Origin of the sequence: Streptomyces sp. NPDC005803, from assembly GCF_040630435.1 — a bacterium.
Lineage (GTDB): Bacteria > Actinomycetota > Actinomycetes > Streptomycetales > Streptomycetaceae > Streptomyces.
On the sequence record NZ_JBEXXO010000002.1, the window covers coordinates 557916 to 576702 of the forward strand.

An 18787-nucleotide genomic window follows, 5' to 3' on the forward strand; every position below is an offset into this window, starting at 1 on the left:
CCCGGTGTGGCCGTCGCGACACCCGGCGCCTCACTCCCTCGCGTCCGCCGTCGCCCGGGGCCGCTTCGTGTTCCGTACCGTGTCCGCGGCCGTCCGGGACCCCGGCGCCGGGAGGCCCGGTCGGGGGCCGGAGGACGGGCGGCTGCCGCCCCGGGCCAGGAAGGCGGACAGGGGGAGAGTGGCCGCGCCCACCGTCACCGCGTCGGGGCCGAGGCGGCCCAGCTCGATCGTGGTGCGGGCCGCGGCGTGGCGGAGCGCGTACTCCTGCGCGTAGCGGCGGATGTCGGGCAGCAGATGCGGCCCGATCAGCAGGCCCGCCCACCCTCCGAGGAGGATGCGCTCGGGCAGGAAGAGGTTGATCAGGTCGCCCAGGGCAGCGCCCAGGCATGCCGCCGTCTCGTCGAGGAGGGAGACGGCCAGCGGGTCGGGCTCGCCGCCGGGGCCGGGGTAGGCGGCGGCGAGCAGCGCGGCGAGCGCGGTCTCGTCGTCGGCGTCGGCGGGCAGCGGGCCGCCCGCCTCGTGCCAGCGCTCGCGCATGGCCTCGGCGCCCGCGTACGCCTCCAGACAGCCGATCGATCCGCACCGGCAGCGCCGGCCGCGCAACTGCACGGTGATGTGGCCCCATTCGAGGGCCACGCTGCTGCGGTCCTCGTCGAGCAGGTCGCCGCGGTTGACGCAGGCGCCGACGCCGGAGCCGATGAGGGCGACGGCCGAGGAGCCCGCGCCGCGTCCGCCGCCGAACCACATCTCCGCCTGGCCGAGGGTCTTGGCGCCGTTGTCGATGAAGAATGGCACCTCCGGCGGAATCTGTACGCAGTCGCGGAGCAGCCGCTCGAACGGGACCGCGCTCCAGTCGATGGTCTGGCCATGGACGACGGAGCCCACATCACCGAGCGCCCCGTCCGGCGCGTGGCGCTCGATGATGCCGGGGACGCCGACGCCGACGCCGAGAAGCCGGTGCGGATCGGCGCCGGCGTCCCGGAGTACGTCCGCGACCCCGCTGCGGACGTGGCCGACGATGCGGTCGACGTCGTAGCCGTGCTGAGCCAGCAGGCGCTCGGTACGGGCCAGTTCGGTGAGGGCCAGGTCGAAGAGCTCCACCCTGATCCTGGTCTCGCCGATGTCGACGCCGATGAGGAGGCCGCTGCCGGGGGCGACGCGCAGCAGCGTGCGGGGGCGGCCGCCGTCGGAGTCCACGACGCCGGCCTCCTCCAGGAGGCCCTCCGCGGCGAGTTCCGCGACGACGTTGCTGATGGAACCCGAACTCAGCCCGGTCGCGGGGCCGAGTTCCTGCCGGCTCGACGGACCGTCGAAGTACAACCGCTGCAGCACCCTCGCCCGGTTGGCCCGGCGCAGGTCCCGCACGGTCCGACTGTCGCGCTCAGCCATGACGCTCCTTCTCCTCCCGCAACATACCGCGCCCGCTCACCCGGCGCAGCCTTCCCTCGCCGCTTAACTCACGCCATGAACTACCCGGCTGCCACCGGCGCCGGCACGCCTTCGCACACGCCCTCACCTGCCGGGTTCGGGCCGCGCGGTGGCCGCGGGCCAGTTCGCCAGCAGAAAGTGCAGGGCCTCGACGGCGCGCTCCCAGGACGTCTGCACGGCGCGCGGCGCACCGAATCCGCCGTCGGCCTCCAGCGCGGTGAACCCGTGGAACGTGCTGCGCAGCAGCCGTACCGCGTCCGTGAGGTCGGGCTCGGTCAGACCGTAGGCGCGCAGCATCGACGAGGTGGTCGCGATGGTCCGGTGGTACGCGGGCGCTTCGGCGACGACGGCGGGGTCGACGCGCATCCGTGTCGCCTCGTACCGGCCGGGGCACTCCAGCGCGAAGGACCGGTAGGCGTCGGCGAACGCGATCAGCGCGTCCCTCCCGGCCCGGCCGGCCACGGCCGCCTCGATCCGGTCGATGAACTCTCCCGCGGCCAGCAGCGCGACCCTGGTCCGCAGGTCCCCCAGGTTCTTCACGTGGGAGTACAGACTGGCGTCCTTGACGCCGAAACCACGCGCCAGCGCGGAGATGGTGACCTTGCCGAAGCCGATCGAGTCGGCCAGGTCGGCAGCCGCCGTCACGACCCGTTCGGTCGTGAGCCCCGCGCGCACCATTGCCGCCCCCACCCCGCACTGCCTAGGACCTTTAGCTTTTCTCCGAATATACACAGGCAGAGGGCCTGACCCAGGCCCTAATTGGCCCAGCGGTGACCAGGGAAGGGCGCGATACCGCGCAGCTGTGCACCCTGCGGCAGGGGACAAGCGTGGCGGAACGGACGAGGCAGCGGCGCCGGGAGGGAGGAGAGCGCTCTCCGTGATCGGGTGGCGAGGGCCCCTGACACATGCTCCGGCGCCTGGCCCCGGAAACCCTGACACGCGCCCCCACCTGATCTTGGGGGCCCTGACACACGCTTCAGCGCCTGATCCCTGAGGTCCTGACACGCCACCCCGGGACGGTGGCCGGTCGGCGTCCCGGCGGGGCCGACCAGCCTGCGTCCGGCGGGGGGAGTGGTGACGGTCGATGCCTTCCGGAAGTCAGACGGGGAGCGGGTGGCCGGCCGGCTTCAGCCGATCTTCTTGAGCAGTTCGTCGGCGAGCGGGCCGGCCGACGCGGGGTTCTGGCCGGTGACCAGGTTGCGGTCGACGATCACGTGCGGGACCCACGGCTCGCCCTCCTGAAAGTCGGTGCCGACCTCCACGAGACGGTCCTGGAGCAGCCACTTGGCCCGGTCGGCGAAACCGGCCTGGCTCTCCTCGGTGTTGGTGAAACCGGTGAGCCGGTACCCGGCGAAGACGTTGGTACCGTCGTCCTTCGTGGCGGCGAGCACAGCGGCCGGGGCGTGGCAGACGATGCCCAGCGGCATCCCCGAATCCAGCGCCCGGGTCAGCAGCCTCCCGGAGTCGGGGTTCACCGCGAGGTCCTCCATGGGGCCGTGCCCACCCGGGTAGAACACCGCCGCGTAGTCCGCGGGGTCCACGTCCTCCAGCTTCAGCGGGTGCCCGAGCTCGGACATGCCGGCGACGGCCGCCGCCACCTTGTCGGCGTTCTCCTGGCCGTCGTTGAACTCGGGAGCCAGGCTTCCCCGGTCCACGGTCGGCACCACTCCCCCGGGGGTGGCGACGACGATCTCGTGCCCGGCCGCCCTGAACCTCTCGTACGGGGCGACGACCTCCTCCGCCCAGAAGCCGGTCGGGTGCGCGGTCCCGTCGGCCAGGGTCCAGTGGTCGGATCCGGTCACGACGAAAAGGATCTTTGCCATGTCACATCTCTCGTAGAGCCGGACGCTCGGCGTCCGGGAGGGCTATGCGCTGCGGCGGCCCGGATCCGGGCCGCCGTCACGCCGACAGATCCGACGGTACGGCCGCGCCCCCCGGGAACTCCAATAGGATCGCGGGTATGAGCGATAGGGAATCCAATGGGATGACGGGAATGGGGCAGACGGCTGCCACGGGCCCGGCGGATCTCAATCTGCTGCGCACCTTCCTGGCCGTCCACCGCTCCGGTTCCTTCACCGCCGCCGCCCGGCTGCTGGGCCTGTCCCAGCCGACGGTGACCACCCAGATCCGCGCCCTGGAGCGCCGGCTCGGGTGCGAGCTCTTCGAGCGGCAGGCCCGTGGTGTGGTTGCCGTGCCCTTCGCCGACGCCCTCGCCGCGCGCGTGGCCGCACCGCTCGACGACCTGGCGGTGGTCACCGGCGACGAGGGATCCGCCGGCGCCGCGGCGGCCGGGCCCGTCCGGCTGGCCGGACCCGCCGAGCTGCTGTGTCTGCGCGCGCTCCCGGCACTCGCACCGCTCGTGGCCCAAGGGGTGCACCTGCGGGCGTCCACCGGCCTGACGGATCCACTGCTGGACGAACTCCGCTCAGGACAGCACGACTTGGTGATTTCCACCGCCCGGCCGCGCGGCCGCGCCCTGAGCGCCGTCCCCCTGATGGACGAGGAGTTCGTCCTGATCGCGGCTCCGGCCGTCGCCGAACGTGTCGGCGGTCCCCCGGCGGTGACCGCCCGCGGGCCCGCCGCGCTGCACGGGATGCCGTTGATCACGTACGCGGAGGACCTGCCGATCGCCCGCCGGTACTGGCGGCACGTATTCGGCAGACGGCTGGACACCCCGGCCGCCGTGACCGTCCCCGACCTGCGCGGTGTCCTGGCCCTGATCGCGTCGGGCGCGGGATTCTCGGTGCTGCCCCGCTATCTGTGCGCGGCCGAACTCGACTCGGGTGCAGTGACGTTGCTGGCCGATCCGGAGGACCCTCCGATCAACACGGCTTATCTGGTGCAGCGGACGGTCTCCGCCGTGAACCCTCATGTCGGCGAGGTGCGTGACCTCCTCCTGCGGGCGGGCCGCACCTGGTAGCTCGCCGGCGGCCGGGTCAGGACGCGGTCCTGGCTCGCAACGCCGCACAGAACCAGTCCAGTTCGGGCGCGAGCGGGTCCGGAGCCGGCCAGCGGTTGACCACGGCGAGCAGGCGGAGATACCTCTCCCTGCGTGGATCGTTGACGGTGTCGAGGCGGGCGAGCAGCCGCTCCCGGAGCGCTTCGTCGTCCGGCCGGCCACAGAACGTCGCGTACCCGGCCAGGACGGCGTCGAGGACGGGGCCCGCCTGAGCGGAGGCCGGGTCGACGCCCGCCGCGCGCGCCGGGGCGGTGTGGTCGCGGATCATCGCTTCCGGCTCGCGCCGGGGAACGAGGCTGCGAGCACCGGCCCGGTCCTCGGCGTGGTGCTCGGCCGCGCGTCGCATGACCGTCCGGAAACCGGGGTCCTGGGACAGTGCGGCCAGTTCGATCCACGCCTCCACCTCCTCCTCGGCGGGGTCGTCGGGCAACTGCGGCGTCATCGACCTCATCACGCCCGCTACGCCCGCGCCCGCGCCGTCGAAGACCTCGGCCAGGAACTCCCCGGTCAGTGACCGTCGTTCGTCCTCGGAGAGCATGGCCCGTCGGTGCATGAGATCCATCTCCTCGGAGGTCGAGCCACGCTTGGCGGCGGCCATGAGCACCGCGCGCCGCGTACTCAGCACCCGGATCTGCACCGCCAGCGCGTCCGCGTGCGCCGCGGCGACCTCGGCCGGCGGGGTGCCCCGGTCCACGGCCTCGCGGATCGTGGGCAGATCGACTCCGAGCGCGCGCAGCGTCCGTACCAGATGGAGACGGGCCACGGCCTCGGGGCCGTAGTGGCGGTAGCCGGCCGGGCTGCGGCCGGCCGGGGGCACGATCCCGCGGTCCGAGTACGAGCGGACGGTCCTGACCGTGAGCCCCGTCCGCCGTGCCAGCTCGCCGATCGAGAGATGCGTGTCGCCGTTCATGCGCCCCACTCTCCCGTCTCCCCCGGGGGGAGACTCAAGCCCGCCTCCCCCGGAGGAGACTCAAGCCGCCGTCCCGGGGGCGGCCCGGCGGTGTGTCGCCCCCTCCGGCCGCCGCGTGGCGTGAGTGACGGCCGCACCGGTCGCCCGGCCGGGTGACCCAGGGTGCGGCGGAGGCCGAGGTGTGGGTAAGTGGCAGCGGGTCCCGATCGCCCGCCCTGGGGCCGTGATCCTCCGCGTCGTACCACCGAGCCAGCTCATGGAGCCGCCGCATGCCCGAGATCCCCCAGGAAAGGGCCGCGGCGCAGCCCGTCGTCGCACCGCTGACCAATGCGGCGCTGATTCTGGTCGCCACGATCGAACCCGGTGGGGAGCCCGTCGTCCGCGAGGCGCTGCCGGATCTGGCGGCCTTCGCCCGTTCCCTGGGGTTCCGCTACCCGGACGCCGGGCTGGTCTGTGTGACCGGGTTCGGCTCCGCTGCCTGGGACCGGTTGTTCTCGGGCCCGCGGCCGGCCTCGCTCCACCCCTTCCAGGAGTTGCGCGGAGCCCGCCACCACGCCCCCGCGACCCCGGGCGACCTGTTGTTCCACGTGCGGGCCGAGCGGATGGACGTGTGCTGGGAGTGGGCCTCGCGGGTGCTGGACCGGCTCGGCGGGGCGGCGAAGGTCGTCGACGAGACACAGGGGTTCCGTTACCTCGATCACCGGGACCTGCTCGGGTTCGTCGACGGCACCGAGAACCCGGTGGGCGACGATGCCCGGTCGGCGGCCCTCGTGGGGGACGAGGACCCGGACTTCGCCGGCGGCAGTTACGTCATCGTGCAGAAGTACCTGCACGACCTGACGTCGTGGAACGCGCTGTCGACCGAGGAACAGGAACGGGTGATCGGGCGGACCAAGTTCACCGACATCGAGCTGGCCGACGATGTCAAACCCGCCGACTCTCACGTCGCGCTGAACACCGTCACCGGCCCGGACGGCACCGAGCGGGACATCCTGCGCGCCAACATGCCGTTCGGCAGTTTCGGGCAGGGCGAGTTCGGTACGTACTTCATCGGGTTCGCCGCCGACCCGGACGTCACCGAGCGGATGCTGCGGAACATGTTCCTCGGCGACCCGCCCGGCACCCACGACCGCATCCTCGACTTCTCGACCGCGGTCACCGGCACGCTCTTCCACGCCCCCGGCGCCGACTTCCTCGACGCCCCGCCGCCGTCGCCCGGCTCGGCCGAGGCCGCACCCCGGCCGGAGCCGGCGTCCGCGCCGGCGATGAGGGCCGTGGTCACGCCGGTGGTACGGAACGGTTCGCTGCACATCGGCAGCCTGCAAGAAAGCACCCAGGGATGAACAACCTCCATCGCGAACTCGCCCCTGTCACCCAGGCCGCCTGGGACCAGATCGAAGAGGAGGCCCGTCGTACCTTCAGCCGTCATCTCGCCGGCCGCCGTGTCGTCGACGTCAGCGGACCGGAGGGCCCGCGACTGGCGGCGGTCGGTGACGGCCATCTGCGCGCTATCGATCCGCCCACCCCCGATGTGCTCGCCCGTGCCCGTACCTCGATGCCGGTCGTCGAGTGGCGGGTGCCGTTCACCGTGACGCGGGCCGCCGTCGACGACGTCGAGCGCGGCTCGGACGACAGCGACTGGCAGCCGGTCAAGGACGCGGCCCGCACCTGTGCGTTCGCCGAGGACATGGTGATCATCGACGGCTACGCCGCGGCCGGGATCTCCGGGCTGCGGGACGGCTCCTCGCACGCCGCACTGCCGTTGCCGGCCGATGCCCGCGACTATCCGACCGTGGTCAGCCAGGCGCTGACCCGGCTGCGCCTGGCCGGTGTGGACGGACCGTACCGGCTGCTGCTGGGCGCGGACGCGTTCACGGAGGCGACCGAGACCTCCGACCACGGTTATCCCGTCTCCACCCACCTGGCCCGGCTGCTGGACGACCAGATCCTGTGGGCGCCGGCCGTGGCGGGCGGGGTGCTGCTGTCCACCCGGGGCGGCGACTTCGAGCTGTGCCTGGGCGAGGACCTGTCCATCGGCTACCAGGACCACGACGCGACGGACATCCGGCTGTACTTCCACCAGTCGTTCACCTTCCGGATGCTGACCCCGGAGGCCGCGGTTCCGATCATCGCCTGACCGACGAGAGGCGTTCGCCGGGCCGGAACCGCTCCCGGCGAAGGCAAGGCGAAGACGAAGCGATGAAGAGGACGGAGGTGGAGCCGCCCCGATCAGATCAGGTCAGAACCGGGCAGATCAGGTCAGGTCAGGTCAGGGCGTCGGTGAGGCTTTCGTGAGCTCCATCCACTCTCGGACCGTCTCCTGGTGCGAACCCTTCGCTGTGCTCACGGCCACCGCCTCCGCCTGCTCAACGGAGCAGGGCGTTCCGGCGCGGGTGAGCAGGACGAGTGGCCACTCGGGTCCCGCACCGACCGGATCCCCGTCGAAGGGGGCCCAGTCCCAGGGCCCGTCGAACCGCCATGCCCGGCCTGCGGCGTCGGCGACCTCGTCGCCCCGGCGGAGTGACGCGTACGGCCGCATCAGCACGTCGAAGGTGAACGGGATCCCGTCGCCGGGATGAAGGGCATACCCCGTGCCGTCGAGGTGGGTCTCGTCCGGGAACTCACGGGAGGACAGGCCGCGGGGCAACAAGCTCACGGTCAGTCCGGGGCGGGGCAGCCAGCCCGTCTCCAGCGGAGGATCGTGACGGTCGACGGCCGTCACGTGGACCACCGTCGGTGGGACTCCGACCCGGCAGATGTCTCCCGCCTTCAGTTGCTGGGGTGGCGGGACCGTTCGGAACAGCTGCGCCTGCACCTCAGGCGCGACGTGCCCGCCGCTGTCCACGCCCAGGGCGACCACGCCGTTCCAGTGGGAGAAGTCGTTGTCGGTGTCGATGTCCCACCAGGGCCATCGCACCGATACGTAGTCCCACGTCACACCTCGCTCGACCCTGGTCGGCGTAAAAGGGCAGGCGACCGACAGCACGTCACCGACCCGGAAGTCCCCCGCATCCGCCATGAGGCCAGCGTAGACGGGCTCCTTCGCGGTCCACATGGGGCCACCCGCCAGGTCGCCCCGGTCCCGGGACCGAGCCACAACACCCCGGGCCGACAAGACGCGCAGGGGGCGAATACGGCGCGTCCGGGAGCGGTTCGGTGCGGACCTGAACGACCCCGACACCCGGCCGCTCATCACGCTCGCCGCCCACCTCACCGGATAGGTTGGCCCTGGTCCGTACGGTGCGCCGGCCGCCCGGACAAGGGCCTGCGCCGATGTTGTCCTCCCGGACCGAGACCTGTGGGGCGACCATCACCGACTTCGAAGCCATGAACCTTCCCCCCTCTCCCGACGACTCCGCCTCCACCTCCCTCGTTCGCTCCTCCGCGCGTGTCGCGGCCGCCCTCCGCCACGCCGTCGCGACCGGCCTGCTCGGTGAGTCCAGCCCGGTCGCCGGCTTCGTCGACACCCAGGGTGTACGCGATTCGGTCGCCGCTCTCCACGAGGCGTTCGCGGGGGTGCCGGGAGTGCTCCACACCTTCGCCGCGAAGGCGGCGTCGCTCGTGCCGGTGCTGCGGCTCCTCGCGGAGTGCGGCATGGGCTGCGAGGTCGCGAGCCCGGGTGAACTGCGGATCGCACTCGACGCGGGGTTCGCGCCGGCGCAGATCGTCCTCGACTCCCCCGCCAAGACGCGTGACGAGATCCGGTGGGCGCTGGCGCTCGGCGTGGCGCTCAACGCCGACAACTTCGACGAGGTGGCCCGGATCGCCTCACTGCGGCCGTCGGACGCGGTGTCGGCCATCGGGCTCCGGGTCAACCCGCAGGTCGGCGGCGGGTCCATCGGCGCGATGAGCACGGCCACGGCGACCTCCAAGTTCGGCGTGGCGCTGCGCGACCCCGGCGCGCGCGAGCGGGTCGTGGAGGCGTTCGCGGCGCACCCGTGGCTGACCCGTCTGCACGCCCACATCGGTTCGCAGGGGTGCTCCCTGGAGCTGATCGCGGCGGGGACGGGCGAGACGTACCGACTGGCCGAGGAGATCAACGTACGGCTCGGCCGTCGGCAGGTCACCGGCCTCGACCTCGGTGGCGGACTGCCGGTCAACTTCGCCGACGACACGGTCCGCCCGACCTTCGCCGCGTACGTGGCCGCGCTCCGAGCGACGGTACCGGGGCTGTTCGACGGACGGTACGAGCTGGTCACCGAGTTCGGCCGGTCGCTGATGGCCAAGAACGGATTCATCGGCGCGCTGGTGGAGTACACGAAGGACGCGGGGGGCCGGCGGATCGTACTCACCCACGCGGGCGCGCAGACCGCCACGCGCACCGTCTTCATGCCGGACGCCTGGCCGCTCCGGGTCGGCGCGTTCGACGCCGACGGACTCCCGAAGGGCGGTCCGCCGCTGGTCCAGGACATCGCGGGGCCGTGCTGCTTCTCCGGGGACGTGGTCGCGCACGCCCGGGAGCTGCCCGAACTGCGGGCGGGCGACTATGTGGTGCTGTACGACACGGGCGCGTACTACTTCTCCACGCCGTGGGCCTACAACAGTCTGCCGCGACCGGCGGTGTACGGATTCAGCGCGGGCCCCGGCGTGGATCAGGACGGACCTGAGGTTCGTTTCGTTCCGGTGCGCGACGCCCAGACACTGGACTCGATCGCCACGGAGAGCGGGCTCGCGCACGCCGACGCTCTGCTGCGTCCGGACGCCTGAAGCCACTTGCCGACGGACCTGAAGCGTTCCCCCAGCCACTGACGCCGCTGCTCGACGTGCCGGTCCCCGCAGTCACCGGTCTTGCCGGCGAGGAGTCATCATGACCGCCGCACCGACCGCGAACGGCCGGATCATCGGCCGGGAACGGTCCTGTCCGGGCTGATCGCGGCCTGGGCTGCCGGCGGAGCAGCCGGGAGACGTGGCGCGGCTGGCCCGGACGGCGGCGGGCGGCGGGCGGCGGGCGGCACCGTGGACACAGGGCCGGCCTCGGCGCGATCACCGCCCGGCTGTACGCGGACCTGCCGGCCGAGGACCTGGCGGCGGCCCGGGTCCTGACCGAGGTCACCGCCCGGGCCGACGCCGTACTGGCCGAGGGCTGAGCCGACCGTGCCCCCGGGCTCGGTGCCCGGACCTGTCAGCCGACCGGTGACGGCTCCGGCTCAGGCGGCGGCACCGGATCGGGGTCCGGCGCGGGCGGCTGCGGAATCGGGTCCGGCGCCGGGCCCGGAGGGGTGGGTGCGGGCGGCTGCGGCCCGGGACCGGGCGGTACGGGCGTCGGTTCCGGCAGGGGCTGGGGCGGCCCCGGCATCGGCCCGGGGGTGGGCGCCGGGGGTACCGGGTCGGGGAACGGGTGGGTCATCTCGGGCCTCCGAACGGTTCGGGGTGGATCTCCTCCACCGTCTCCCGGAGCGGCTGCCCGCGCCCGGCGAGTCCACACGTACGGACTGCGGATGCTCCAGCCGGCCGATGGTCGCCCGCGACAGCGAGCACCCTTCCCCTGTCGCGAGCGAGGTCGTCAGCGCGCGGCCGCGACCGCAGCGGCGTCCAGACCGGGTCCGGGGCTGGCCAGGACGGGCGTGCGAGTGACCGCACGGGTGACCGCGCCCGCCATGGACGCCTGGGCCAGCACGATCACGTCGGCGTCCGTCACGGCGTCGGCGGCCGCCGCCACGAGATCCAGATAACCGTCATGATCGCCGGCCTCGAAACGCTCCCAGGCGCCCTCGACCAGCACCGTGCGCACATCCCGTTCCGGCTCCCCCGCCCGCGCCGCCTCCTGCGCGAGCAACGCCCGGGTCGGCTCCAGGGTGGCGGGGTGCGCCGCCAGCACGGTGACCCGTCCGGCGCGAACGGCTGCGGCCGCCATCGGCCGGTCGACGCGCAGGACCGGGACGCCGAGCCGCTCCCCGGCGGACTCGGCGACGCCGCCGAGCGTCGAACAGGTGCAGAGCACCGCCGTGGCCCCGTCGGCGACAGCACCGCTGAGCAGCGCCTCGACGTCATCCGTCACCGCCTCCGGCCCGAGCGTCCCCGCGCGGTCGAGCAGGTCCTCGTGCACGAGGTGGCGCAGGACGAGGCCGGGGTGGTGGGAGTCGCGCAGCGCGTCGAAGACCGGGACATGGACGGGGGAAGTGTGCAGGAGTGCGAGGCTCATCCCCTTACGCTACCGGCGCCCCGGACCGCGCCCGCACGGCTGCCACCGCGCGAGGACGGAGTCGGCGGTGCGGAGGACTCCCGCCAGGGGCGCCCGCCGCACCGCCGCACGACCTTCCCGGGGTCAGTACAGCTCGGGGTGTTCGGCGAGCTCCTTCTTCGCCCGCTCCACCAGTTCCTCCGGGGCCTCGGGGGCCTCGTCGGGATGGCGCGACGCCCACTTCGCGGCGTACGGGCAGAGCGGGACGACGGGGACACCCTCGCGGGCGGCCATGGCGTAGAACTCCCTGACCAGGGCACCGCCTATGCCCTTGCCCTCGTGCCCCTGCTCGACGACCGTGTGCACGGCGACGAGGGCGGCGGGCGTCCCCTGCATCACGAAGTACACGATGACCCCGGCGGCCTCGCCGTCCAGGTACGCGAGCAGCTTGCCCGCCGCCCGATCGTCACGAATCTCGGGTGCGGTCTGTCCGGACTGCTCTGGCATGGGCGGATGCTCCTTCGCTGAATGAGGCGCTTCAGTGCGCCGCGGGCACGGCGTGCGGACTGCGCTCGGTGTCGGAACCCGGCACGGGTGCGGAGGCGTCGGCCCCGAGCTCGACGATCCGGTTGCCGGCGTCGACATGGACGATACGCGGAACCAGCCCACGCGCCTCGGCGTCGTCGACCTGCGCGTAACTGATCAGAATGACCAGGTCACCGGGGTGCACGAGGTGCGCGGCGGCGCCGTTGATCCCGATGACACCGGAGCCGCGCTCGCCCTCGATGACATACGTCTCCAGCCGGGCGCCGTTGTCGATGTCGACGATGTGGACGAGCTCGCCGGGCAGCAGGTCGGCGGCCTCCATCAGCTCGGCATCGACCGTGACGGAGCCGACGTAATGCAGATCGGCCTGGGTCACGGTGGCACGGTGGATCTTGGACTTGAACATGGTACGCATCATCGAGGCGCTCCCGGATTAGGCTCCCTGCCTGCGTTTTTGCAGGTCAAGTGCTGTTTCCTCACCCTACAACGATTCGCATGTCCGGGCAGCATTCCCCAGGTTTTCCAGGACTCATGCTGACCACTTGCTGACTTTTCTGACGCGTCATCAGGCCACGCCGGGGAGCTTCACCCGCCCCTCTGGACCTACCACGACAACGTCAACACCTACGCAGCTACCGCTCGCGAGCACCCGTGACCACCGTCACGCCGACGGATCGGGCGACGACGCCCGACCCCTGCATCTGCGAGGTAGCGGCGAAGGCACGCTGGGACGCCACCGACCGGGCCCGCGCCGCGAGCACTGAAGCCCTCGCGCTGGGCCCGTTCACCCTCGCCGGCGCGGCCGGAGGCGACTCCGAGGTTGCTGCGCGCTACATCAAGAATCTAGGCCCTTTCCCGCCATGCCCTGACCCATGACGGCTCGCCGCTTGCGTCCTGCCGGGTGCTGAGAGATGGCCGTCCCCGCCTTCTCGATCGCGACGCCGAGGACACCGATTGCGTGAACCCGACCCTCGATCACCCACAAGAGTTGATTGCCAATGGAACTGCCGTATTCGCATCGCACTGCCGTTTCACCCGCAATGCCAGCCGCCAGACCCTCAGATACCAGGAAAACACTCACACTCGAAGCTGGATTCACTGAAACCACGAATATACAAGGCCCACTAATCTTCCTCCGCGCCGCCACAGAACGGCATTTTGTGAAGTTCGCGAGTGCGGGCCCTGAACGAACCGAACCAGTTATTTTCGCGCGCGTCGCACGCTTGGCATTCGATCGGCCCCGAGTATCTCCACATGTGGGCATGGCTGCGAGGTGGCCTCAAATCTGACTCGGTCAACCGAGGAGCCAGGCCGCGCCCGCGCGATACATCCCCGCCATGAGGCTTTCATCACGCCGGTGCGGAGGCGCTCACAGGGTCCGCGACAGGTGGCCGGCCCGACACGAATCACTGAACCATTTTTCTTGCGCGCCTCCGCGACGGGCACCGGGCGCAACTTCTGCATAAGCAGTTCACTGGGCCGCCGGGGTAAAGGCTCCGCCACAGGAAGCCGACGGAGCGAAACTCTTCGCGGAGCAGTGTGTGCGCGAGCGCACACACTCCATACATGCAAACCCGTTGGGTCATGCATATAATACACGAACATGAATACCCGTGGTCTCATCAGGCGGAGGACATAGCACGTGAATACGGTGGACCCGGCCACAGCACGAGTGGAGTTCGAGCAGATGCTGCTCGGCCGCTATATGCATCTGCACAAGAGGAAAGGGCGCCGCCCAGGCAGTGTTCTGGACCGCAGCGCTTACATTCTGCTCAACCGCATCCATATGCAGGGGCCTATGTCCATCGGCCAGCTCGGGGATGCCTTCGGCCTCGACGCGTCCACGCTCAATCGCCAGACCGCCGCCGCGATGAGCGCCGGCCTCGTCGAACGCATCCCCGCCCTCGACGGCGGCATGGCCCGCAGGTTCCGCATCACTCAGGAGGGGGAGCGCTGCCTCGCCGAGGAGCGCACCGGCCTCATCTCCAGCCTGAGCAGGATCATGGCCGACTGGCCCGAGGAGGACATCGCAGCCTTCGCGGACTACCTCGGGCGCTTCAACTCCGACATCGAACGGCTGCATGGCATCCCCTGGCCGCGCCCTCAGACAGCCGACGAACAGGTGTGAATCCTGCCGCTGCTCAGACAACAGCAGCCAGGGGGGTGCCGGCGATCAGCCGGAAGTTGGCGTTGAAGCCGACTGACTTCGACCGCAATAAAGCCCCGGGGTCACGCACCAGGCCGCCGGACGCCTCCCCCACAAGTAACGGCGTCCCGGGCAAGGCTGCCCTGGAGGGGGCAACCCTGCCGGACGACATTCGCCCGGGAGACAGGCGTACCGGTACCAGCCTGCGCAGCACACGTGAACGTGCCGTGCCACGTGTCCGGGTGACTGGTGCACTCGAAGTTTCCGCCACCGAGGTTACGGATCACTCCTCATGCGCTCCGCACCGTCCGCTCCGGCCAGCGCGGTTCGCGAGCCGTCGACCCCGCACTCGATGACCGGCAGCACGTCAGTGTGGCGAGGGGGTGGCACTCGCGGAACGGACCTGGCGGCCATCTTCCAGGACAAAGTCCCAGCGCTGAGGGTGACCGCTGTCGGGCAGGACGCGGGCTACTGCGGGCAGCCTGTTCGGAGCGGTGAGGAGGACGTTGACGAAGGTCTCAGGCAGCCCCGTCATGGCGTACCAGCCGCCGGCGTCGCTATGGCTGCTCATCAGACGGCGGCCGCGGCCGTCGGTGACAGTGATCATCGCCTGAGCCACCGGCATCCCGTCGAACCCGGTGACCTGCCCCTGGAGCATGGGTACCTCACCATGTGCGCTGCCCGGCTTCACTGAATGCGGCAGCGGTGCCTCGATGCTCGGGTCCTCGATCACTTCTTCCTCTTCGGCCTCGACCACGGTCGATCCGGCACCGCCCGCAGCCAGAGCCTTGGCCTTCCTGGCCTGCCGGAGCGCGCCGAAGGCCGTGAGAGCGACGCCTGCTGCCAGCCACGCCAGGAGAACGACTGTGGGCCTCAGCATGCCCTTGCCATCGAAATAGAACAGGCCGTGCATCGCGTCGATGAAGTTGCCCAGTGGCATGACCGGGTGCAGCCAGCGGAAGAACCCGGGCACCATCTGGTAAGGAATGGCTCCGCCACTGGACGGGATGCTGAGGAGCACGAACAGAGTGATCGCGACGCCGGGAATGTACTGGCGGACAAAGGGCACCAGCCCGAAGACCGTCAACCCCACGGCCTGGGTGAGTATGAAGCCGTAGAGCATGGCCAGGGGCTCGTTCGGCACGATGTCCAACCCGAGGGCGACGGCATACCCGACGGCGCTCACTACGGCGCCCACGACAGCGATCGTCGTCAGTTTCTCCCGGCGGCTGAGGGAGGTGGCACGCATCAGCATCATCACCGCGATGTACGGGACGATGTTCCACACCATCGCGAGGTAGAACAGGCTGGTGCCCGTCACATCCCCCTTGGCGATCGGTGCAAGGTCCACCGTCTTCAGTTCGTATCCCTGACCCTCGGCGAGCGGCGCGAAGACCGAGGTGACGGTCGACTCGATCATCATGCCGTTGCCCTTGGCCAGGTACAGCGTGGCGTGATCATCACGCCCCACCGAGTAGGCCGCGAGCGCCTTCCGGTCCTCGACCTGCTCGCGCGCCGCATCTGCGTCCTTGACTGAAATGACCTCGAAGGCGCCTGGGGTCTTCCCCTCGAGGCCCGCCTCGATCTGGGCTGCGGCAACCGGGCCGGAGACGGCGACCTTGAGGCCGTGTGGTTCCGGGGCATGGAACGGGATCATGTAGCAGACGATGAACCCGACGAAGAACAGCGCCGGGAACCACAGGCTCTCGATCAGGGTCTTCGCCTTCTTGGGCTGAAGATCGGACGGGTGCTCCTCCGACATGTACCAAGCTCCTCAGACTGTTCAGTTACTTAACTTAAGAAACTATACACCGGGACGCCGGCCCTCCGAGCAGGCCATCTTTTGGGGCATGATGGTGACGTGGCCCGATACCCCGACGACCCGACGCAGGAGCTCCTCGCAGCCGTTTCCGCGCTGTCCTACACCTTGGGGCGCAGCCAGGTCCACGGACGGCTGACCGCCGGTCTCGACGTCAAGGTGGAGCGCGCAGGATTCGCCGTGCTACGGACACTCCTCCTGGAGACCACGCCGCTTCGCAGCAGCGCGCTGGCCGAACGCCTCATGGTGCAGCCGCCTCATGTCACCCGGCAAGTGGCGCAGCTGGAGCAGCAGGGGCTCGTCGAGCGCACCAGGGACGCGGACGACCACCGCGCCCAGTTGGTCGGACTGACCGACCGGGGGCGCAAGGTCGCCCGCCAGCTCAACCAAGCGACGCACGACCGCTTGAGCCACACGCTCGAGGACTTCCCTGCCGAAGACATCCGAGCCGCAGCGCGCGTCATCGCACGCATGGCCGCCAACTCCAACGACGACGCCTGAACCTCAACCGCCCATGACGCGACGCGGCTGAAGCGTCTTTTTACGGATCTGGTGCCGCAGGAAAGTAGCCGGCTTGCCGGTCACGGGTGCACAGCAAGGCGGCAAGCCACGCGCGCCCTTCCGCAGACCCGTCGCCGCCGCCTCTGCCGCAACGGAGCGCTCGCTTCTTCCGCGAGCAAGTACGCACGCGCGGCTCCGTCCGCGTGAACCAGTGCACCGGTCCCGCCCAGCTGGGCCCACCGAGTCGCACCGACCAAAAGCCGCAAGCAGCGACAGAGAGTCGCGGCATGGGCCGCGGCGGCCCATGGATCGGCGGCCAGCTCGAAGAACGCCCCATCCAGGTTTCCCGCAAGCACATCCGCGTCGTCCCCGACCCCGAGGACGACATACCCACGCTGGTCCAGCGACTCGGCTGTCACGAGTCGCTCGTCATGGGATTCGGCCATCCCCACGCCGATGGCGTCGCACAGCTCTCCACTCACTCCCCGGCCCCGGCGCGCGCCTGAACGCACCGGGGCCGGCTTCACGCGTTACCACCCCACCGGCGGACCTGCCGGGCCCAGGCAGGCGAACCCCGCCCAACACCAAGTGGGGGGCCGGGAGATCACCCCGCGGCGGCGGGTCCACAGGCCCCTCCACGGCCCAACCCCAGAGCCACATCACCGGCGGCGGGCCGGTCGCCGCCCGACCCTCACCTCGACGGTAATCATTCACCTGATTCATCTATGAACACTGAAAGCAAGCCATCAGATGTTCACCGGCGCCGCAGAACCCGTTCCGTCCTTGCGCAAGTCACCTGACAGTCGTACGGTGACGCTTGTCAGGTTGACATGCACCGCTGAGAGGTGGCTGTCACGAGCGACACCCGAGAGGTCCATAGGCGTGAAGATCACCATCGACGAAGCCAAATGCTGCGGCGCCGGCCAGTGCGTGCTGGTGGCTCCGGAGGTATTCGACCAGCGGGACGAGGACGGCATAGTCGTCCTCCTCGACGCGGCGCCCCCGGCGGAGCAGTACGAGGCGTCACGGGAAGCGGCGCAGGTCTGTCCCGCCGCGGCAATCATCATCGAGGAGAGCTGAGATGCCGGCCACCGACGAGCTTCGCCAGCTCGTCGTGGTCGGTGGCTCGGCCGCAGGGCTGGCAGTCGCCGAGGAGATGCGGCGACGTGGCTTCACCGGCGAGGTGACGCTGGTCGACGGCGAGCCGGGACTGCCCTATGACCGCCCCCCGCTGTCGAAACAGCTGCTGGCAGGCGAGTGGGATGTGGACCGGCTGCTACTGCGTCCGCAGGAGCAGTGGGAAGCCCTGGGCATCAACCATGTGCCCGGCACTGCGGCTGTAGGGCTCGATGTCGCGAATTCCACGGTGACGCTGGCCCAGGGCCAGGTGGTCCGCTACGACGCGTTGGTCGTAGCCACAGGCGCGCAGGCCGTGCATCCGCCCTCCCTGGGCGCGGGACTCGCCGGCGTACAGGTGTTGCGGAGCCTGCCTGATGCCCTTCGACTCCGCGGAGACCTCGGCCGCGGCGGACGCCTCGTCGTCGTCGGCGCCGGATTCGTCGGCGCGGAAGCGGCAGCCGTGGCCCGAGGCATGGGAGTGCCCGTCACCATGGTCGATCCGCTGCCGCTTCCCATGGTCAACGTGCTGGGCGACGAGGTGGCGGGCATGCTTCAGGCTCGCCACCAGGCCGCCGGGGTGGATCTGCGCTGCGGCAGAGGCGTCACCGAGGTACTGGCCGAGAACAATCGGGCCACCGGCGTCGTGCTCGACGACGGCTCCGTGATCGAGGCTGCCACCATCCTCGTCGCGGTCGGTGCCCGCCCGGCAGTGGGCTGGCTCGACGGATCGGGCCTTGCGCTCGGCAGCAAGGAACGGGACGGCGTCGAGGGCGTGTTGTGCGACGTGAACGGCCGAGCGGCCGAGAACGTCTGGGCGGCTGGAGACGTGGCCGCCCGCCTGGATCCGGCGACCGGCCGTCACGTGCGCAGCGAGCACCGGCTGTCCGCTACCGAGCAGGGCCGCTCGGTGGCCGCCGCCCTCCTGGGAGCGGAGAATCCTGGGCCCTCGCTGCCCTATTTCTGGTCCGACCAGTACGACCTGAAACTGCAGTCCTACGGCGTGACCGGGCGGCAGATGGCCTTCACCGTCGTCGAGGGCTCCCTCTCCGAGGGCCGCTTCGTCGGCGTCTACGGGCACCGCGATGCCCAGGGGCGGCCCCGTCAGGTCGACGGAGTCCTGGGCAACGGCATGGCCCGTGCCCTGCGTACGTGGCGCCAGGCCGTGGTCGACCGCGCCCCCTGGCCCGCCGCCACCCCCACGGCCGCGGTACACACCGCTGAAGCACCGGCTCTCTGAT

General features: G+C 70.8%; 18 protein-coding genes. 9 read left to right on the plus strand and 9 right to left on the minus strand.

Annotation, left to right across the window (positions count from 1 at the left end):
* Nucleotides 1-30: 30 nt before the first annotated feature.
* The 3 genes from ABZ454_RS05170 to ABZ454_RS05180 all read right to left on the minus strand — a co-directional run bounded on the left by ABZ454_RS05170 (nucleotide 31) and on the right by ABZ454_RS05180 (nucleotide 3251).
* Nucleotides 31-1389, minus strand: coding sequence for an ROK family transcriptional regulator (locus tag ABZ454_RS05170; protein WP_359536130.1), 1359 nt, complete (start codon nucleotides 1387-1389; stop codon nucleotides 31-33).
* A 123-nt stretch (nucleotides 1390-1512) separates the two neighbouring features.
* Complete coding sequence (locus ABZ454_RS05175; protein ID WP_356319770.1) at nucleotides 1513-2106, minus strand: WHG domain-containing protein; 594 nt, start codon at nucleotides 2104-2106, stop codon at nucleotides 1513-1515.
* 449 nt (nucleotides 2107-2555) lie between these two features.
* A complete protein-coding gene (locus ABZ454_RS05180) occupies nucleotides 2556-3251 on the minus strand; it encodes a type 1 glutamine amidotransferase domain-containing protein (RefSeq protein WP_359536131.1) in 696 nt (231 codons plus the stop codon).
* A 137-nt stretch (nucleotides 3252-3388) separates the two neighbouring features.
* Here ABZ454_RS05180 and ABZ454_RS05185 point away from each other — a divergent pair, with 137 nt between their 5' ends.
* Nucleotides 3389-4348, plus strand: a complete 960-nt coding sequence (locus ABZ454_RS05185) for a LysR family transcriptional regulator (RefSeq protein WP_359536132.1) — start codon at nucleotides 3389-3391, stop codon at nucleotides 4346-4348.
* A gap of 16 nt (nucleotides 4349-4364) precedes the next feature.
* Here ABZ454_RS05185 and ABZ454_RS05190 read toward each other — a convergent pair whose 3' ends face one another.
* Entirely contained in the window at nucleotides 4365-5297 is a 933-nt protein-coding gene (locus tag ABZ454_RS05190; RefSeq protein WP_359536133.1) for a MerR family transcriptional regulator, read from the minus strand.
* A 269-nt stretch (nucleotides 5298-5566) separates the two neighbouring features.
* Between ABZ454_RS05190 and ABZ454_RS05195 the strand changes: the two genes are divergently transcribed.
* Together ABZ454_RS05195 and ABZ454_RS05200 are read left to right on the plus strand one after the other, a co-directional pair.
* Nucleotides 5567-6640, plus strand: a complete 1074-nt coding sequence (locus tag ABZ454_RS05195; RefSeq protein WP_359536134.1) for a Dyp-type peroxidase — start codon at nucleotides 5567-5569, stop codon at nucleotides 6638-6640.
* The gene (locus ABZ454_RS05200) at nucleotides 6637-7434 is read left to right on the plus strand and encodes a family 1 encapsulin nanocompartment shell protein (RefSeq protein ID WP_356319765.1); all 798 of its coding nucleotides are present in this window, start codon (nucleotides 6637-6639) and stop codon (nucleotides 7432-7434) included. Before ABZ454_RS05195 ends, ABZ454_RS05200 begins: the two co-directional genes overlap by 4 nt.
* 132 nt (nucleotides 7435-7566) lie before the next feature.
* Here the strand turns inward: ABZ454_RS05200 and ABZ454_RS05205 are convergent, their stop codons facing one another.
* Nucleotides 7567-8316: a hypothetical protein gene (locus ABZ454_RS05205; protein WP_359536135.1), complete on the minus strand. Its 750-nt coding sequence runs from the start codon at nucleotides 8314-8316 to the stop codon at nucleotides 7567-7569.
* A gap of 308 nt (nucleotides 8317-8624) precedes the next feature.
* Here ABZ454_RS05205 and ABZ454_RS05210 point away from each other — a divergent pair, with 308 nt between their 5' ends.
* Nucleotides 8625-10004 (plus strand): diaminopimelate decarboxylase, encoded by a 1380-nt coding sequence (locus ABZ454_RS05210; protein WP_359536184.1) that lies wholly within the window; start codon nucleotides 8625-8627, stop codon nucleotides 10002-10004.
* Nucleotides 10005-10800: 796 nt separating this feature from the next.
* On the opposite strand, the gene ABZ454_RS05215 is transcribed toward ABZ454_RS05210, so the two are convergent.
* The 3 genes from ABZ454_RS05215 to panD all read right to left on the minus strand — a co-directional run bounded on the left by ABZ454_RS05215 (nucleotide 10801) and on the right by panD (nucleotide 12382).
* On the minus strand, nucleotides 10801-11439 hold the full coding sequence (locus ABZ454_RS05215) for an aspartate/glutamate racemase family protein (protein WP_359536136.1): 639 nt from the start codon (nucleotides 11437-11439) through the stop codon (nucleotides 10801-10803).
* 123 nt (nucleotides 11440-11562) lie between these two features.
* Complete coding sequence (locus ABZ454_RS05220) at nucleotides 11563-11925, minus strand: GNAT family N-acetyltransferase (protein ID WP_359536137.1); 363 nt, start codon at nucleotides 11923-11925, stop codon at nucleotides 11563-11565.
* A 31-nt stretch (nucleotides 11926-11956) separates the two neighbouring features.
* Nucleotides 11957-12382, minus strand: a complete 426-nt coding sequence (gene panD / locus ABZ454_RS05225) for an aspartate 1-decarboxylase (protein ID WP_356319760.1) — start codon at nucleotides 12380-12382, stop codon at nucleotides 11957-11959.
* A 1233-nt stretch (nucleotides 12383-13615) separates the two neighbouring features.
* Here panD and ABZ454_RS05230 point away from each other — a divergent pair.
* Entirely contained in the window at nucleotides 13616-14092 is a 477-nt protein-coding gene (locus ABZ454_RS05230) for a MarR family winged helix-turn-helix transcriptional regulator (protein ID WP_359536185.1), read from the plus strand.
* Nucleotides 14093-14477: 385 nt separating this feature from the next.
* Here ABZ454_RS05230 and ABZ454_RS05235 read toward each other — a convergent pair whose 3' ends face one another.
* A complete protein-coding gene (locus ABZ454_RS05235) occupies nucleotides 14478-15872 on the minus strand; it encodes a hypothetical protein (protein WP_359536138.1) in 1395 nt (464 codons plus the stop codon).
* Nucleotides 15873-15971: 99 nt separating this feature from the next.
* Between ABZ454_RS05235 and ABZ454_RS05240 the strand changes: the two genes are divergently transcribed.
* From ABZ454_RS05240 to ABZ454_RS05255, 4 genes are all read left to right on the plus strand, one after another.
* Nucleotides 15972-16430, plus strand: coding sequence for a MarR family transcriptional regulator (locus ABZ454_RS05240; RefSeq protein ID WP_359536139.1), 459 nt, complete (start codon nucleotides 15972-15974; stop codon nucleotides 16428-16430).
* 287 nt (nucleotides 16431-16717) lie between these two features.
* The gene (locus ABZ454_RS05245; RefSeq protein WP_359536140.1) at nucleotides 16718-16936 is read left to right on the plus strand and encodes a hypothetical protein; all 219 of its coding nucleotides are present in this window, start codon (nucleotides 16718-16720) and stop codon (nucleotides 16934-16936) included.
* Nucleotides 16937-17312: 376 nt separating this feature from the next.
* Nucleotides 17313-17510, plus strand: coding sequence for a ferredoxin (locus tag ABZ454_RS05250; protein WP_359536141.1), 198 nt, complete (start codon nucleotides 17313-17315; stop codon nucleotides 17508-17510).
* Nucleotide 17511: 1 nt separating this feature from the next.
* Entirely contained in the window at nucleotides 17512-18786 is a 1275-nt protein-coding gene (locus ABZ454_RS05255) for an FAD-dependent oxidoreductase (RefSeq protein ID WP_359536142.1), read from the plus strand.
* Nucleotide 18787: the final 1 nt, after the last annotated feature.

Coding starts and splice junctions, on each gene's coding strand:
- ABZ454_RS05170 (WP_359536130.1), bottom strand. CDS start 1,389: ATGGCTGAGCGCGACAGTCGGACCGTGCGGGACCTGCGCCGGGCCAAC.
- ABZ454_RS05175 (WP_356319770.1), bottom strand. CDS start 2,106: ATGGTGCGCGCGGGGCTCACGACCGAACGGGTCGTGACGGCGGCTGCC.
- ABZ454_RS05180 (WP_359536131.1), bottom strand. CDS start 3,251: ATGGCAAAGATCCTTTTCGTCGTGACCGGATCCGACCACTGGACCCTG.
- ABZ454_RS05185 (WP_359536132.1), top strand. CDS start 3,389: ATGAGCGATAGGGAATCCAATGGGATGACGGGAATGGGGCAGACGGCT.
- ABZ454_RS05190 (WP_359536133.1), bottom strand. CDS start 5,297: ATGAACGGCGACACGCATCTCTCGATCGGCGAGCTGGCACGGCGGACG.
- ABZ454_RS05195 (WP_359536134.1), top strand. CDS start 5,567: ATGCCCGAGATCCCCCAGGAAAGGGCCGCGGCGCAGCCCGTCGTCGCA.
- ABZ454_RS05200 (WP_356319765.1), top strand. CDS start 6,637: ATGAACAACCTCCATCGCGAACTCGCCCCTGTCACCCAGGCCGCCTGG.
- ABZ454_RS05205 (WP_359536135.1), bottom strand. CDS start 8,316: ATGGCGGATGCGGGGGACTTCCGGGTCGGTGACGTGCTGTCGGTCGCC.
- ABZ454_RS05210 (WP_359536184.1), top strand. CDS start 8,625: ATGAACCTTCCCCCCTCTCCCGACGACTCCGCCTCCACCTCCCTCGTT.
- ABZ454_RS05215 (WP_359536136.1), bottom strand. CDS start 11,439: ATGAGCCTCGCACTCCTGCACACTTCCCCCGTCCATGTCCCGGTCTTC.
- ABZ454_RS05220 (WP_359536137.1), bottom strand. CDS start 11,925: ATGCCAGAGCAGTCCGGACAGACCGCACCCGAGATTCGTGACGATCGG.
- panD (WP_356319760.1), bottom strand. CDS start 12,382: ATGATGCGTACCATGTTCAAGTCCAAGATCCACCGTGCCACCGTGACC.
- ABZ454_RS05235 (WP_359536138.1), bottom strand. CDS start 15,872: ATGTCGGAGGAGCACCCGTCCGATCTTCAGCCCAAGAAGGCGAAGACC.
- ABZ454_RS05245 (WP_359536140.1), top strand. CDS start 16,718: ATGGGCCGCGGCGGCCCATGGATCGGCGGCCAGCTCGAAGAACGCCCC.
- ABZ454_RS05255 (WP_359536142.1), top strand. CDS start 17,512: ATGCCGGCCACCGACGAGCTTCGCCAGCTCGTCGTGGTCGGTGGCTCG.